The organism is Acinetobacter calcoaceticus ANC 3811, assembly GCF_000399665.1.
Taxonomy (GTDB): domain Bacteria; phylum Pseudomonadota; class Gammaproteobacteria; order Pseudomonadales; family Moraxellaceae; genus Acinetobacter; species Acinetobacter calcoaceticus_B.
Genome location: NZ_KB976986.1, coordinates 1,191,842 through 1,207,634, shown reverse-complemented (window position 1 = coordinate 1,207,634; position 15,793 = coordinate 1,191,842). Strand labels below are relative to the sequence as shown.

The following is a 15,793-nucleotide window of genomic DNA, read 5'->3' as shown; positions in this document are numbered from 1 at the left end:
AAGAAGGGAAAATTTCCCTTAATTATTATTTTAGTTCGCTAGAGGATTTACCCAGTTCTCGGCGGGCAATGATTAATTGCTGGATTTGCTGAGTACCTTCAAAGATATCGAGAATTTTTGAATCACGTGCCCATTTTTCAAGTAACTCATCTTCGTTATAGCCAACGCTTGCAGCCAGTTCGACACATTTTAAAGTAATCTCGTTACCCACACGACCAGCTTTCGCTTTCGCAATAGAAGCTTCTTTAGAGTTTGGCTTTTTGTTATCTGCCATCCACGTTGCTTTTAACATGAGTAGGCGAGCAGCTTCCCACTCAGCTTCCATACGGTAAATTTGCGCTGCAAGATTAGAAGCATGCAGGTAAGGGGTAGAATAGTCAGGGTCGAGTTGGTCTTTAAATATTTCTTTAATACGTTCGAGTGAAGCTTTAGCACAACCGATTGCCATTGCCGCGACTAGAGGACGAGTGTTGTCAAAAGTTTCCATTACTCCAGCAAAACCTTTAGCGACGTCTACTTCGGCATTACCTAAAAGATTTTCGGCTGGTACGCGGCAATCAATAAAACTAATCACTGCTGTATCTGAAGCTTTAATTCCCAGTTTATGTTCGAGACGTTCAACTTTCATTCCAGGCGTACTTTTTGGTACCACAAATGATTTAATTGCTGCACGTCCAAGTTTACGATCAAGCGTGGCCCACACGACGACTGAGTCTGCACGTTCGCCAGAGGTCACAAAAATCTTTTCACCATTTAAAATATAGTCATTACCATGTTTGGTTGCAGTGGTGCGGATCGCAGCAGAGTCAGAGCCGCATCCTGGCTCAGTAATGGCCATTGCTGCCCATGTTCCGTTGAACCGCTCTAATTGCTCATCATTTGCCACAGCAGCAATTGCTGAGTTCCCAAGCCCCTGACGTGGCATACTTAGCAATAAGCCAGTATCGCCATAACACATCTCAATAATACCAAGAGCGGTCGACATGTTGGTTCCGTTACGAACACCCTCACTGTCTGTATCACCGCGCTTTCCAGCACCTGCAGCTCCAGCATTAATACCTTCGCCACCTTCATTCATACCATCAATGAGTGAAGCGAGCATATCCAGCTCTTTGGGATACGCATGCTCAGCCTTATCATATTTACGAGAAATAGGGCGTAAAACATTGATCGCAACATCATGTGCTTGATCAATCATCATTTTGAATTTTTTAGGATTTTGTAAATTCATTAAAGTATCCTCTGATTGATCATTTAAGCATGTAAGCCAGATTGTAAAATTGCAGTAGCGCGTAGATCGCGGTACCAGCGTTCAACTGGATGTTCTTTTGTGAAACCATGCCCACCAAGAATTTGCACTCCATCTGTACCGATTTTCATGGATTTTTCAGCACAAAGTAGTTGGGCCAGATAAGCTTCGCGGTGAAATGGTTTGCCTGATTCTGCAAGGCTTGCTGCGTTTAAAACCAGCATACGCATTGCATCAATTTCAATTGCCATATCTGCAATCATGAAAGCGACACTTTGGCGATGAGAAATTGGTTCACCGAAAGCAGTTCGTTCATTGGCATATTTAATACAATAAGCTTTAACAGCTTCACATGTACCTACAGCCATTGCACACCACATTAAGTTACCCAAATCTAAAAAAGCAGTGTAATCAAAATCTGTTGCACCTAAGCGTAGAGCAGGTGTGTGATTAAAGCGAAGAGTTGCAGTTTCTGTGGCTTTAAGACCCATAGCTGGAGTGTTTTTAATTGAAATTGTGTCACCGCATTGCACGACAAATACGTCTGGCTTGCCGTTAAAGTCTGCACTTACTAAAAATACATCAGCTAAATCACCTAAAATTACTAATGTTTTTTCGCCATCAATAAAAAACTGATCATTTTCAAGTGATGCTTTTGTTTTTAAAGCATAAGGATTAAATGCTGGAGTTGCTTCTTGAACTGCAAAGGTTGCTGTAATGTCTGAGTCTTCTGCAAAACATGGTAGGTACATTGACTGAACTTCAGCAGAACCCCAACGTGTGATTGCATTGATAACGCTAAATGTACTGAGTAATCCTGCTGTAAGGCTAAAATCACCTTCAGCTAGTTTTTCAGCTATTAATAGATTACTTACAATATTTTGTTCGGCCGCGACACCACCTAATGCCTCTGGAAGTGCATAGTAATTAAGACCTAGATCTTCCACATATTGCCAAAGGTTTTCTGGAAACTGAGCATTCTGGTCAGCTTCATGTGCTAATCCTAATAAAACCTCTTGAGCAAATTGAGACATTGCATCAGAGGTCATTTGTTGTTCTTCAGTTAGGCTTAAATCAAATAGATTTTTTTGTTGGCGAGGTAATCGCTGTTGGGAGATCTGTTTTGGTTTAAATGCTTTTTGAGTCTGGCTTAATGCTTTAAAACCAGCTTTTGAACCTTGATAAAGAGATTTTTCAACAAATTTACGCAACTTGAGTTGATCAAGTACATCGCTTCCTGCCAATCTGGTGATCAGCGATAAACCCAAACCCTGAGCTTTATTGATCATACTTGTCATGATTATGGTGTCCTAACACGTTGTTATTGTTTTATGCTGACACGCCTCATATTAAAAAACTATGTCGTTACTGACATTCGAAAAATGAGTAGATAAATGGCAAATAGAAAATAATAAAATTATAAGCTTTTGATTTTATTTGTTTAAAAATATTTAATTATTGGGGGCGTTGAGCGGTATTGACTAGAATGACATGGAATCATTCTAGTCCTTTATTAAATTAAGCAAAGTTACGAATCATACGTCGCACATTTGTTTTTGCATCAATAACTGTCATAAATGTATAGGCCCCAATAAACTTACGGCTAATAAACATAAATTCTTTTGGAGGTACTGAGAAATAACGTGACGCCATTGATTTACTTGCTTGCTGCATAACACGGCTATGTAACTGACTTTTCTTCCAGTCATAGCGTTCATGATCATCCATAAGGCCAGCTGGCATATCTGGATTATTTGCAGGGGTACTAAATGCTTCTGTCGCGATTAAAAATACATCGGCCATGCCTGGTTTTATACTTTCAGGCATTGCTTCAAAAAACTCATATCCAGTCATTGCTTGTACCATCGCATTTTTATCATGCTGATAACCAGCCTGAATTAAATTACGTGCAACTGATAACAAGTGTTCATCAAACTGACGGATAGCACCAAAATCTAATAATACAATCTTATCTTGAATATCTTGGCCATTACCTAAACGAACAAGGTAATTACCAAAGTTAGGGTCGGTTTGCATTTCGCCCCATTCAAAAATTTCACGAACTGCGATTTCGAGTGAAGCTTCACCAAGCTGATTACGACGCTCTTGGGGTAAAGACAACATCACAGGGCTGTTGATTGGAACACCGCGTTCGAAAGTCATGCACAGTACTTGGTTGGTACAATACTCATCTACAATTGTCGGAACAATATAACGCTCGTCATCTTTTAAGCGTTCACTGAAGCGACGGGTAGTGGCAGCTTCAACATCATAGTCAACTTCGCGATGCATCATTTCACGTACTTCATCAAACCACTGATCGAATTCACGAGTTTGTGGCACCATACGTGTCAGTTTAAGCATGTTTTTAAACAAGCTCATATCTGAATCAATTGCATTTGCAACGCCAGGATATTGAATTTTTAGAACTAATTCCAAGCCATCTGATTTACGTGTTGCACGGTGCACTTGTGCGAGAGAGGCGGTGCCAATTGGCTCATGATCAATCGTTAAATCATTTAATTTAGCGCCCAATTGCTCTTGTAGATGTGGCTTAATTGCAGGCCAATCTAAGGCAACGGTTTGGTTATTTAGGGTATTTAATGCTTGTGTAATCTCTTCTGGTAAAAAGTGTTCACCATAAAGAGCCATCATTTGGCCGATTTTAACAATAGAACCCTTAAGTTTACCTATTTCAGAAACCAGATAGTTAGCTTGTTCGCTCATCGCTTTTTTGCGTTTCTTTTCTTTTTCTTCTTCATTAGAAAAAATAGAAGAAGCACTTGCAGTTGCCCAACGTGTTCCTGCAAGTAAAGAAGCTTTCGCGATTGATAAGCGTCGATCCATGGAAGAAGTTTTTAAACTCTTAAGCTTATCTTTCTGATTTGACATGAAAATAGAATCCTATGCGCATCATGCAGCCAAACGCTGTGATCTAAAATTGTAACGAATATTACATGTTTTGAGCGTATTAAAATAGTTCTCTCAGACTGAATGATAGGTCGAAATTACCATCTTTATTTCATTAATACACAAATAGCCTAAGCAATATGGAAATTTAAGAAATTAACATCTTTCAGATAAGTAAAACTAAAATAAAACGGATCTTTGATAACAAAACGGATTACATTTTAAATTGAATCTTTAATTCAGATTTCTGCATCAAATGAAGGCGATTAGTCTGAATATGTTGCAATAACATCTGTTTGACTGAATCATGCATAAAACCAAGTGCGTGCGCTTTTACAATAATGATGCTCGGCAGGGTATAAAAGAAATACTTAACATCATCAAGAGTTGCGTTATTAAAAATCCTTTGTTCAATTAGCGTCTGCTGCAAAAACTGTTTTTCATTTAATACAGAATCTGAAGATTCATCCCAAAAACGGTGACGCATCGCCATCAGATTGTTGTGTTTATAACTCATAAAATTGTCAGCTCAGACTTCAAATCTAAATAAAATATATGGAGTCGGGCAACGAATATCAAGTTGAGATTATTTTTTCTTCAGTTGCTGTTTGAATTTTTATGTAACTCTTGTAAATAGCCTAAGCAAATTTAAAAATTTTTCTAAAAAAACTATAATCGAAACAATTTCATCTATAACACCACTTATCATGACTCCTGCATGTAGATTGTTAAAAAGTAATAAAATCGAATTTTCTATTCATGAATATGAACATGATTCAAATGCCAAAAGTTTTGGATTAGAAGCAGCTGAAAAATTAGATTTAGATGTAAACGAAGTATTTAAAACTCTAATGGTAAGTGACGATAAAAATTATTTCGTTGCTGTCTTGCCAGTTAATCGCCAATTAAATTTAAAAAAAGTAGCTACGGCGTTTGGATGTAAAAAATTACAGATGGCTAATCCTAAAGATGCCGAACGTTTAACAGGATATTTAGTAGGTGGGATTAGTCCTTTAGGCCAAAAGAAACGATTAAAAACTGTCATTGATGCATCAGCTCAAAACTTTAATAAAATTTATGTAAGTGGGGGAAAAAGAGGGCTAGATATTGGTTTAAATCCAAAAGATTTAGCTCAGCTTTTAAATGCCCAATTTGTTGATGTACTTGACCAATAATAATGGCTTAAAAACATACTTTAAGAACCAATCATGATTCTCTATCTATATTGAGAAAATACTTTGTGCAGATCTTTTTTTCAAAAAAGAGAGAAGCACAAATAATGAAGAAAAAGCTTGAACTATTAAATGAAAATGATTATCATTATTGTTAATGGCGATGTAGCTATTTTCTAATAAGGAGCAAAGAAGTTGGTTGTAATATCAATCTTATATTCTATTAGTTCATGCTCATATTTTAATGAAATTTAGAGTTATACCAGAAGCACCAACAATGAGAATAGCGAAAGGTGAGTTGATTTCTGGTATGTGACACCTGCGAGACATTATAAAAACATGCGGGTTCAAGTAGCGGTAAATGGAACTAAGAAAAATAAATACTATCAGCGCAACAAAAAGAATAAACCAAGAGTGGCAAGCGAGGATGGCTTGCCACTCTTGTATTTACAGTTAGCTTCATACTTATTTATATTGTTCAACCTTTTTAGAGTTTTAACTCTGCTCAGTAACAGATCTCTTATATTTTTGATTAAAAAATAATCACTAATGTTTCATTTATTAATATCCTGCCTTTTTAATCAATTTTTTGTATACCCTGAATAAAACATGATCAAAAAAGAGGTAAAAGCGTGCTTATTTTTCATGGAAAACCTGTTCATGGAGCAATTTTTGATATGGATGGGACAATGTTTGATACTGAGAGGTTGCGGTTTCAAACATTGCAACAAGCATCTCAAGAACTCATTGGACAGGAATTTTCACACGAATATTTAATGCAATGTTTAGGTTTAAGTGCAACTACGGCTGAGCAATTGGCTCAACGGTTATATGGCGTAAATGTTCCCTATAAAGAAATACGAAAAAAAGCTGATGAGATGGAACTCGAATATATTCGAAAACACGGCGTACCGATTAAAAAAGGTTTAGTTCAGGTTTTAGAACGTTTACGAAAATCTGGTTTAAGAATGGCTGTTGCGACTTCAAGCCGTAGAGCAATTGCCGAAGAATATTTAATTAATGCGAATGTTTATAAGTTTTTTGATGTGATTACCTGTGGTGATGAAGTCGAACAAGGAAAGCCGCATCCTGAGATCTTTTTAAAAGCTGCTAGTCAACTTCACTTGGATGCTAACCAGTGTCTTATGTTTGAAGATTCTGAAAATGGTTTAACTTCGGCTCACACTTCAAAAGGTTTGACGATTTTATTAAAAGATATTAAAGAACCAAATGATGAAATGCTGGAAAAAGCACATTTTTATTATGATCAGATGTATGACTTCTTAACTGATCTCGACCAATTTATTCCTGTTATGGATATGCCAGAGATGCAGGAACCTTTTCCGCAAAGCCTAAATCAACTGACGGTGGGAATACATGGTTTCGGTGCTATTGGCGGTGGTTATATAGCGCAAATCTTGTCATATTGGGATGGATATACAAAACCGAAGAGAATTATTGCATCAACACGTAATAGTCTTTTTCGAGAAGCTGTGAATGCATTTGGAACTTATAGTATTCGCTATGGACAGTTTTCTTATGATGAACGTATTGAGAATATGACCATTGTTGATTCTGACAATGAACAACAAATGTTAGAGATGTATACACATTCAAGTTTGATTGCACTTTGCTTACCTGAACAAGCGATCGAAGCTGAAGCAAAAATAATTGCAAAAGGATTATATGCGCGTTTTAACTCACCACTTGAAACATGTATTGAACCGTTAACCTTTCTAATTATTTTAAATAAAGTCGGCGCGAAATATTTGGTTATGAAGCACCTTAGAGAAGCTCTACTAGAGTTAACCAATGATGAAGATGTAACTGAGCATATTTTAAAAGAACATTACTTTTGCGACACCGTTGTAAACCGCATGGTTTCAAAGCTATCTAATCAAAATTTATATCGCCAACTTAGTATCAAGCATCACTTTCTTGAACAGCATTTATCTGATGTGGAGCATGAAGAACAAGTCGAAATTGAAGATTGCAATAAACTGACTCAAGATCAGCAAAATCAGGCATCTTTATATGTTGATAACATGCGCCGTAATTTCCAGCCAGGTCATATATTACAAAGCATGGACCTAATTCTGTTTCATAGCGAAACGGATATGCCAATTTATGTAGAAAAAGGCAGCCCTTTACTCGAAAAGTTACGTCAAGTTGTCTTGGTTAATCAGATTACAGACATTCAATTAATCAAAAACCGTCTATGGAACGGCGTGCATGCCATGCTTGCTTGGTACGCATCTTTACTAGGTTATGAATCTATTGGTGTTGCCATGGGCGATCATTCAGTTAAAGCTTTTGCAGAAAACTTAATTAGAGAAGTAAAGCAAGGACTTGCAATTGTATTACCTAATTATGCAAAAGATTTGGATCGCATGGCACAAAGCTTTCTAGACTCATGTGAATATGCTTTTAAAGACCCTTGTCAACGAGTGGCAAGAGATCCACTTCGCAAATTAACTCATAATGAAAGAGTAATTGCGTCAATTGAGGTGAATATAGGTCATGATTTGCCTTATAAAAACCTATTAAAAGGCGCTGCGCTAGGGTATGCCTATGCGATTCAATATTTAGAAATTGAAGAGGCTGATGCGATTAAACATTTACAGCAGCAAATTCAGAAATTGGATATGAGTACTGCCCAAAAAAGACAACTTGAAGTTGAGTTAACGCAATTAGTTCAATATTTATTTTCTGAACAAGGCAAACTGCCTTTAAATATGAACATTACCAACTCCAAAAGTACGCGTACTCAATATGCTTAAGTTCATTTAAATAATTAATGTTCTACAACTGAAAGGCAAACATGCTTTAATACGAAAATTGAAAGATTTTGAATTAAAGCTGTGCTGCTAAAACCTTCGACGTTCATGGTGCCAACATCTATACGGGATTATCCAGAATGGCATCTTGGGCGCCAAAATTATGCTTTATGGTATCTAGAAATTAATGATCAAAAAATAGTTGATTATTTAGATGCCTTGCGCGCGCATTTTTCAGAATTCTTATTAGAACCCAATAGCCGTCAATATCATATCACGCTGTTTATATGTGGATTTTTAAACCACGAAACCAGAATGTATAGTGATGACTTTAGTTTGAGTGAATTTGAGCAGCAAAGAGAAATCTTAATAAAAGAAGATTTTGCTCCGTTTCATTTAGAAATTGGTTCGGTTGATAGCTTTAGTAGTGCTTTATTTATAGAAATCCAAGATGCCGAGAATATCTTACCTCTAATACGCCAAAAGTTAGGTTTAGTTTCTAATGAAATTGCCGCTTTAGAATATTGTCCGCATATTACTTTGGGGTTGTATAAAAAAGACTATAGTAGTGATTTGATTTTGAAAAAAATTTCTCAATTACCTGTACAATACAAACACGCTGAATTTAGTCTTAAAGTTAAGCATTTAACGTTTGGTTATTATCAGGCTCAAACTTTACAGGGTAAGTTATATCCATCTCAGCATTTGTTCTTAGGTGATTCATGTTGCAATTGATTTTGGGTGGTGCCCGTTCTGGCAAAAGCCGTCTCGCTGAACAAACGGCAATAAATACGCAATTAGCTGTCACTTATGTTGCTACGGCGCAAGCGCTTGACCCAGAAATGCAAAGTCGAATTGAACACCATCAAAATCAGCGTCCTGCTCACTGGTCTTTGGTTGAAGAACCATTATTTTTAGCAAATGCTCTGCAAAAAATTGATAGACCTAATCAAATTATTCTGGTGGATTGTTTAACGCTTTGGCTAACCAATTTGTTACTTGTAGATGATCAAAGTATTCAACAATTTGAATGTGAGCAGCTGTTAAAAGTTTTACCTACGCTTGAGTCAGAAATTATTTTAGTAAGTAATGAAACAGGACTTGGGGTTGTCCCACTCGGTGAGATCAGTCGTCGGTTTGTCGATGAAGCAGGCAGACTACATCAAGCTTTAGGACAAATTGCAGATAAAGTTGTGTTTTGTGTAGCTGGTTTTCCAATGATTTTAAAAGGTGAGAAGTAAAATGAACTGGTGGTTAGAATCTGTACAGCAACCTAATTTGGATGCAAAACAACAAGCTGAGCAACACCAACTCCAACTCACAAAACCTACTGGTGCCTTAGGTGATTTAGAACTGATAGCAGTTAAACTTGCCAGTTTACAGTCAAATGTACATCCACAAGTTAACCATCCATGGATTACGATTTTTGCGGGCGATCATGGCGTGGTTGAAGAAAATATTTCTGCATATCCTCAAGCTGTAACCCGTCAAATGCTGCAAAACTTCACGACGGGTGGGGCAGCAATTAGTGTCATTGCCAAATATCATCAAGCTCATTTGCAAGTAATTGATTGCGGTACCGTAGGTGAAGCGTACGAATACGCAGGCGTTGAACGTCATTGTATTTGTGCTGGTACAGCAAATTTTGCCAAACAAGCTGCAATGAATACTGAAGAATGTCGTGCTGCTCTAGATTTAGGTAAAAATAGTGTAGACACGGCTAAAGCCAACGGTTCAGATATTTATATTGCGGGTGAAATGGGAATTGGAAATACCTGTTCTGCTTCTGCCTTAGCATGTCTTTTATTAAATGATACTGCGGAGCAATTAACTGGAGTAGGGACAGGAATCGGTGCCGATCAGTTAAGACATAAAATTGAAGTAATTGAACAAGCAATCGAACTTCACCATAAACATGTTACTGGTGATGCGTTCAAAACACTGTGTGCAGTTGGTGGATTGGAAATTGCGGCGATTGTAGGTGCTTATATTCGATGTGCGCAGGTAGGTTTACCTATCATTGTGGATGGTTTTATTAGTTCAGTAGCTGCTTTATGTGCGGTACGAATGAACTCTAAAGTACGTGACTGGATGTTGTTTGGTCATCAATCGGCAGAGTATGGACACCGCCGTATTTTGCAAGAACTCAATGCAGAGCCGATTCTAAAAATGAATTTACGGTTAGGTGAAGGTAGTGGTGCTGGTACTGCCTTAGCATTAGTTAAAATGGCATGTGTATTACACAACCAAATGGCTACCTTTGCTCAAGCTGCCGTAAGCGGGGATAAAATTGGGTAAATTCAGAATTGATTTGCTCAGACATGGTGAGAGTCAATATAGCCATACTTTACGTGGCCATTTGGATGATGAGTTAACGGAAAAAGGTTGGCAGCAAATGCAGTCAACCATTGAGCAAGTTGTAAATCAGTCATGGGATGTCATTGTAAGTTCATCATTAAAACGTTGTGCTTGTTTTGCTGAGCAACTGGCAAAGACAATTCAGTTACCTTTACTTTTAAACCATGACTTAAAAGAAATGTATTTTGGTGATTGGGAAGGCATCTCAACTCAACAAATTTATGAAACTTCACCAGAATTACTGGCAAATTTCTGGCAAAAACCGAGTCAGTATTGCCCACCTCGCGCAGAAACATTAATGCAGTTTCAAACAAGGGTTCTTAAAGGCTTTCAGGAACTACTTGTAGAGATGCAAAACCACAACTGGCACCATGGATTGGTTGTTACTCACGGCGGTGTGATTAAGCTATTAGCTTGTTTAGCTACGCAACAACCTTTAGATGATTTACTAAAAATATCGGCAGAGCTTGGGAAATTATATTCATTCGAATTTTCTGAAACAGATGGTCAATTAACTTTCATGTTGAGATAGTAATTTTATATTTCTCTACACTTGTAAGTTATTATTTTTATAAAAGATATTTGAGTGATTGTAATAGAACTGTCATTGCTAAAAATTAAGCTATTGGCATTTCTTATTAATCACTCATCTGACTTATGAATATTTTATTTAAAACGACTGTGCTCGCAGCATCATTATTACTTGCAGCTTGTAACAATAATGATGATCAAGATGTTCAAACAACTGCTCCAACAAACTCATCAAAATATTATCAAACAAAAACACCTTACCAACCACAACAAGAAATAAAAAACTATGAACAAGCACCCAATGGGTTCCAGCCAGTTTTTACAGAGTTAGTGGCACGTCACGGTTCAAGAGGCCTCTCAAGTCTGAAATATGATTTAGCACTTTATAATTTATGGAAACAGGCAAAAGCAGAAAGTGCCTTAACACCATTAGGTGAACAATTGGGTGCTGATTTAGAAGCAATGATGAAAGCCAATATCTTATTAGGCTATGGCGTGGAAGGAATCCGCCAGTACGGTTATGGAAATGAAACTATGACTGGTATTTTAGAACACCGTGGCATTGCAGATCGTTTATTGCAACGCTTACCAAGTCTTTTAAATTCGCAAGCATCTATATTGGTACAAAGTTCTGGGGTAGATCGTGCAGTTGATAGTGCTAAATTCTTCACAGCTGAACTCATTCAACAACAACCGAAACTTAAAGATAAAATTGTGCCAACGCCTTATACCAGTTTATCGAGTGCAAGCGTTCCAAGTGTTGAAGATGGTGGCGTTGATCGGTTTAAACTCTATTTTCATAGTTTGAATGCCGATGAAGACTTGGTTCAACCACTTAGTGCTAGTCAACAAAAAATTTATGATGCTAGTCAGGCCTATCAAGATTTTGAAGAAAATAATAAAGATTTATCCCAAAAGTTAGATGAGTTATCAAAAAATACAGCAGCTGAAAAAACTGCCCAAACTGTACTTAATCCGATTTTTAAAGCAGACTTTATTAAAAAGCTGGGCACAACAGGTTATAGCTTTAGCAATACCGGATCCTTTACGGTAACTTCACCAAAAGGTGAGCAAATTACAGAAAAAGGTAAGGGTAAAAATACAATTGCGAGTGCAGTTGATGCAGCAGCTTATATTTATGAACTCTATTCAATTTCTGGTGGTATGAAAGATGAGTTAAAAGGTATTGATTTTGCTAAATATATGCCGTTAGATGCTGCGAAATTCTATGCTGAATTTAATGATGCAAACGATTTTTACGAAAAAGGTCCAAGTTTTACAGAGTCAAATCAAGTCACGAGTGAAATTGCTCAAGGACTTAAACAGGACTTGTTCCAACAAGTTGACGCCGTGGTGAATAAAGCTCAGCCTTACAAAGCAGTTTTACGGTTTGCCCATGCTGAAATTATTATTCCTTTGGCAACCAGCCTAGATTTACATAATATAATGCAGCCTTTACCACTACGTCAGACTTATAATTACTCAACCAGTGCATGGCGCGGTGAAGTAGTTTCACCTATGGCGGCAAATGTCCAATGGGATATTTACCAAAATAGCCAAGGCAATACTTTGGTAAAAATGCTTTATAACGAAAAAGAAACTTTGTTCAAATCTGCATGTAACTTTGCACGTTATACACCAATTAGTTTTTACTACGACTACATTAAATTGAAACAGTGCTATCAAATGCAATAGATTTTCAGTTTTTGAAGTCTTTAATGGGAATAGGGATTGCTATTCCCATTTTTATTTCTTCATAATCCAATTTGTTTTCAAATATAGATCAGTTAGAGACTTGGATATGACACCTTTTTGGATTGCATTGCAATTTTTAACTGTTCTACCTATTGAGCTAAAGACAATGCCAACTGCGAAACAAAATGGTCGAGCTATTTTGTTCTATCCACTGGTTGGACTGATTATTGGTGGCATTCTTTTTCTTATCTCGTGTCTTTTAGTTAAATTACCCGTTCTTTTACTTGCTGCCATCATAATGACTTTATGGATTTGGCCGACAGGGGGATTACATTTAGACGGGCTAGCAGATACGGCAGATGCATGGGTAGGCGGTTTTGGAGACAAACTACGTACTTTACAAATCATGAAGGATCCAAGTTGTGGTCCAATTGGAGTGCTAAGTTTAGTTATTATTTGTTTGCTCAAGTTTGTACTGATTTATGTGTTGATTGAACAACATCAAACGTTATTTTTAGTCTTTGTTCCCGTACTTGGGCGTATTGTGCCATCTATTTTGTTTTTAACTACACCATATGTTCGTGAAAAAGGTTTAGGCCGTTCATTGACTGAACATTTACCCAAAACAGCCTCATGGATAATAGCTGGGTTGGTTCTGCTATTTGCTTTATATTGGGAATGGCAAGGGCTCATCGCCATTGTTGGCTTTTTGATCAGTCTGGTTTATTTAAGACATCTGTTTATTAAAAGAATTGGCGGTATTACAGGTGATACAGTCGGGGCAGCGATTGAGCTTAGCGAAACCGTGCTGCTTTTTTCTTTTGTGGTGAGTTATTTTTATTTAGTTTGATGTTGAGTTTCGACAAAGAAAAAAAAGCCCTCAAGAATGAGGGCTTAATTGATCTTCTTAAAAAGATGAATTAACGATTTGGTAAAACGTCTTTTAAAGCTTCATGCATTTCAAGTAATGTTTTTTCAGTCGTTTCCCAGTCAATACAGCCATCAGTTACTGATTTACCATATTCAAGATCACAAAGATTTTCAGGAATATCTTGGCGGCCGCCTTTTAAGTGACTTTCAACCATAAGACCAACAATTGACTTATTACCATCTAAAATTTGTTCAGTGATATTTTTAAGAACAAGTGGCTGTAAGTACGGGTCTTTATTTGAGTTTGCGTGGCTCGCATCAATCATGATTTTAGTGCTAACTTTTGCTTTCGCTAAAGCATTTTCTGCTTCTTCAACAGAGCCAGCATCGTAGTTTGGCTTACCATTACCACCACGTAATACTACGTGTGCGTATGGGTTACCGCTCGTATTAATAATCGAAACTTGTCCGTCTTCATTAAGACCTAAGAAGCTATGACCATATTTAACAGACTGCATCGCATTGGTTGCAACAGTTAAACCACCATCTGTACCATTTTTAAAACCTACTGGTGATGATAAACCAGAAGACATTTCGCGGTGAGTTTGGCTTTCGGTTGTACGAGCACCAATTGCAGACCACGAAATTAAGTCTTGATAGTACTGCGGAGAGTTCGGGTCAAGTGCTTCAGTTGCACATGGTAAACCTTTTTCATTTAATTCAAGCAAAAGCTTACGACCAATACGTAAACCTTTTTCAATATTAAAAGAGTCATTCATGTCAGGGTCATTAATTAGACCTTTCCAACCAATTGTTGTACGTGGTTTTTCAAAATAAACACGCATAACTAAATACAATGAATCTTTAACCTTTTCACTTAATGCTTTTAAACGATCGGCATATTCGTGAGCAGCTTTTGGATCATGAATAGAGCAAGGGCCAATAACGACAAACAAACGCTTATCTGAGCCATCTAAAATATTACGAATGGTATCGCGGCCTTTTAGAACGGTTTGTGAAGCAACATCAGATAAAGGTAACTCTGATTTAAGCTCAGCTGGTGTTACAAGAGTTTGAATGCTTTTAATATTAACGTCGTCGATATCGGGCTTGGAAACGGATTTTGAATTTGTATTCATTGCTGTCACTGGTTCGATCATACTAAAGGTTGTTTTGTGTACTGAATATACCATGAAATAATTATGAAAATCCTACATCTCATGGTATTTCAGTTTGGAAAAATCTTATTGATTTTGCTATCTTTCAGTTGAGTTGCTTGTTTTTTCAGCAACCACAGCTTGTTGTTGTACCACAGGTGCTTTCGGTTTTGCTTTGACTGGGTGAACTATAAAGTTAACACCGAGGGCAAATAGGGTAATCCCTAAAATTTTTCGGATTAAACGTTCAGGCATGCGAGAACTAATGAGCGTACCAACAATAATTGCTGGAATCGAACCCACCAATAACCACATCAGAAGCGTAAAGTCGACGTTACCAGCACTCATATGTCCAAGGCCAGCCACTAAAGTGAGCAATACGGCATGTACAACATCTGAACCAATAATTCGAATCATTGGCAAGTTCGGGAACATGATCACGAGTGCCATAATGCCAAATGCGCCAGCACCGACTGATGAAAGAGTTACGAATACACCTAAGATGATACCCATAATCACGATAAAGCTACGTTTTTTATGGATAGCTAAATGCTCATTCTCAGTTTGAGTGACTTCTTTACTTCTAAAACGATTAAAGAACTTCTCAATACGCGAGCGGAAAATGATAGATACACCAGTTAAAGTCAGCATAAAACCTAACACCATGGTGAGTACAGCTTTATAGTGTGTTGACTGACTTAAATAATGTTCAAGTACCCATGTGGTTCCGAAAGATGCAGGAATACTGCCTACTGCTAACCATAAAACAATTGGCCAGACAATATTGAGCTTTCTAGCGTGAACCATTGATCCACAAAATTTTGAAATTGCGGCATAAAGTAGATCGGTACCAATTGCGATATGAGGTTCAATTCTAAAAAGGCCAATTAAAATTGGTGTCATTAATGATCCACCACCAACTCCTGTAATCCCTACACAGAAACCCACTAACATACCCGCTAAGATAAATTCAAAAGCACCAGACATCTTTATCGCCACTTATCACGAAACGCCCATATCTTATTCCTTTTAGAGATAAACAGTTGTCATGAATAATGATTTGCTTATGCAAAA

Annotated in this window: 14 protein-coding genes; 8 read left to right on the top strand and 6 right to left on the bottom strand. The window is 37.3% G+C overall.

The window, feature by feature from the left end:
- Positions 1-25 precede the first annotated feature (25 nt).
- From F935_RS06900 to F935_RS06885, 4 genes are all read right to left on the bottom strand, one after another.
- On the bottom strand, positions 26-1,231 hold the full coding sequence (locus F935_RS06900; protein ID WP_016138255.1) for an acyl-CoA dehydrogenase family protein: 1,206 nt from the start codon (positions 1,229-1,231) through the stop codon (positions 26-28).
- Between the two features lie 23 nt (positions 1,232-1,254).
- Complete coding sequence (locus F935_RS06895) at positions 1,255-2,538, bottom strand: acyl-CoA dehydrogenase family protein (protein WP_171068129.1); 1,284 nt, start codon at positions 2,536-2,538, stop codon at positions 1,255-1,257.
- Between the two features lie 229 nt (positions 2,539-2,767).
- The gene (locus F935_RS06890; RefSeq protein WP_016138253.1) at positions 2,768-4,141 is read right to left on the bottom strand and encodes an ABC1 kinase family protein; all 1,374 of its coding nucleotides are present in this window, start codon (positions 4,139-4,141) and stop codon (positions 2,768-2,770) included.
- 232 nt (positions 4,142-4,373) lie between these two features.
- Complete coding sequence (locus F935_RS06885; protein WP_016138252.1) at positions 4,374-4,676, bottom strand: hypothetical protein; 303 nt, start codon at positions 4,674-4,676, stop codon at positions 4,374-4,376.
- A gap of 190 nt (positions 4,677-4,866) precedes the next feature.
- Between F935_RS06885 and ybaK the strand changes: the two genes are divergently transcribed.
- The 8 genes from ybaK to F935_RS06845 all read left to right on the top strand — a co-directional run bounded on the left by ybaK (position 4,867) and on the right by F935_RS06845 (position 13,542).
- Entirely contained in the window at positions 4,867-5,334 is a 468-nt protein-coding gene (gene ybaK / locus F935_RS06880; protein WP_016138251.1) for a Cys-tRNA(Pro) deacylase, read from the top strand.
- A 629-nt stretch (positions 5,335-5,963) separates the two neighbouring features.
- Positions 5,964-8,111: a bifunctional mannitol-1-phosphate dehydrogenase/phosphatase gene (mtlD, locus tag F935_RS06875; protein ID WP_016138250.1), complete on the top strand. Its 2,148-nt coding sequence runs from the start codon at positions 5,964-5,966 to the stop codon at positions 8,109-8,111.
- 105 nt (positions 8,112-8,216) lie between these two features.
- Complete coding sequence (locus F935_RS06870) at positions 8,217-8,843, top strand: 2'-5' RNA ligase family protein (RefSeq protein ID WP_016138249.1); 627 nt, start codon at positions 8,217-8,219, stop codon at positions 8,841-8,843.
- Positions 8,831-9,349, top strand: a complete 519-nt coding sequence (gene cobU, locus F935_RS06865; protein ID WP_016138248.1) for a bifunctional adenosylcobinamide kinase/adenosylcobinamide-phosphate guanylyltransferase — start codon at positions 8,831-8,833, stop codon at positions 9,347-9,349. Before F935_RS06870 ends, cobU begins: the two co-directional genes overlap by 13 nt.
- Position 9,350: 1 nt before the next feature.
- Positions 9,351-10,406 carry a nicotinate-nucleotide--dimethylbenzimidazole phosphoribosyltransferase gene (gene cobT, locus F935_RS06860; RefSeq protein WP_016138247.1) on the top strand — a complete coding sequence of 352 codons (1,056 nt, stop codon included), beginning with the start codon at positions 9,351-9,353 and terminating at the stop codon, positions 10,404-10,406.
- Positions 10,399-10,998 carry a histidine phosphatase family protein gene (locus F935_RS06855; RefSeq protein ID WP_016138246.1) on the top strand — a complete coding sequence of 200 codons (600 nt, stop codon included), beginning with the start codon at positions 10,399-10,401 and terminating at the stop codon, positions 10,996-10,998. Before cobT ends, F935_RS06855 begins: the two co-directional genes overlap by 8 nt.
- A 125-nt stretch (positions 10,999-11,123) precedes the next feature.
- Positions 11,124-12,692 carry a histidine-type phosphatase gene (locus F935_RS06850; RefSeq protein WP_016138245.1) on the top strand — a complete coding sequence of 523 codons (1,569 nt, stop codon included), beginning with the start codon at positions 11,124-11,126 and terminating at the stop codon, positions 12,690-12,692.
- A gap of 106 nt (positions 12,693-12,798) precedes the next feature.
- A complete protein-coding gene (locus F935_RS06845) occupies positions 12,799-13,542 on the top strand; it encodes an adenosylcobinamide-GDP ribazoletransferase (protein ID WP_016138244.1) in 744 nt (247 codons plus the stop codon).
- Between the two features lie 70 nt (positions 13,543-13,612).
- Here the strand turns inward: F935_RS06845 and F935_RS06840 are convergent, their stop codons facing one another.
- Together F935_RS06840 and F935_RS06835 are read right to left on the bottom strand one after the other, a co-directional pair.
- Positions 13,613-14,722 carry a 3-deoxy-7-phosphoheptulonate synthase gene (locus tag F935_RS06840; RefSeq protein ID WP_016138243.1) on the bottom strand — a complete coding sequence of 370 codons (1,110 nt, stop codon included), beginning with the start codon at positions 14,720-14,722 and terminating at the stop codon, positions 13,613-13,615.
- A 96-nt stretch (positions 14,723-14,818) separates the two neighbouring features.
- Positions 14,819-15,706, bottom strand: coding sequence for a sulfite exporter TauE/SafE family protein (locus F935_RS06835; RefSeq protein WP_016138242.1), 888 nt, complete (start codon positions 15,704-15,706; stop codon positions 14,819-14,821).
- Positions 15,707-15,793: the final 87 nt, after the last annotated feature.

What these genes read in the sequence shown, in the direction of transcription:
- F935_RS06900 (WP_016138255.1), bottom strand. Translation starts at nt 1,231, where the DNA reads ATGAATTTACAAAATCCTAAAAAATTCAAAATGATGATTGATCAAGCA.
- F935_RS06895 (WP_171068129.1), bottom strand. Translation starts at nt 2,538, where the DNA reads ATGATCAATAAAGCTCAGGGTTTGGGTTTATCGCTGATCACCAGATTG.
- F935_RS06890 (WP_016138253.1), bottom strand. Translation starts at nt 4,141, where the DNA reads ATGTCAAATCAGAAAGATAAGCTTAAGAGTTTAAAAACTTCTTCCATG.
- F935_RS06885 (WP_016138252.1), bottom strand. Translation starts at nt 4,676, where the DNA reads ATGAGTTATAAACACAACAATCTGATGGCGATGCGTCACCGTTTTTGG.
- ybaK (WP_016138251.1), top strand. Translation starts at nt 4,867, where the DNA reads ATGACTCCTGCATGTAGATTGTTAAAAAGTAATAAAATCGAATTTTCT.
- F935_RS06870 (WP_016138249.1), top strand. Translation starts at nt 8,217, where the DNA reads ATGGTGCCAACATCTATACGGGATTATCCAGAATGGCATCTTGGGCGC.
- cobU (WP_016138248.1), top strand. Translation starts at nt 8,831, where the DNA reads ATGTTGCAATTGATTTTGGGTGGTGCCCGTTCTGGCAAAAGCCGTCTC.
- cobT (WP_016138247.1), top strand. Translation starts at nt 9,351, where the DNA reads ATGAACTGGTGGTTAGAATCTGTACAGCAACCTAATTTGGATGCAAAA.
- F935_RS06850 (WP_016138245.1), top strand. Translation starts at nt 11,124, where the DNA reads ATGAATATTTTATTTAAAACGACTGTGCTCGCAGCATCATTATTACTT.
- F935_RS06845 (WP_016138244.1), top strand. Translation starts at nt 12,799, where the DNA reads ATGACACCTTTTTGGATTGCATTGCAATTTTTAACTGTTCTACCTATT.
- F935_RS06840 (WP_016138243.1), bottom strand. Translation starts at nt 14,722, where the DNA reads ATGATCGAACCAGTGACAGCAATGAATACAAATTCAAAATCCGTTTCC.
- F935_RS06835 (WP_016138242.1), bottom strand. Translation starts at nt 15,706, where the DNA reads ATGTCTGGTGCTTTTGAATTTATCTTAGCGGGTATGTTAGTGGGTTTC.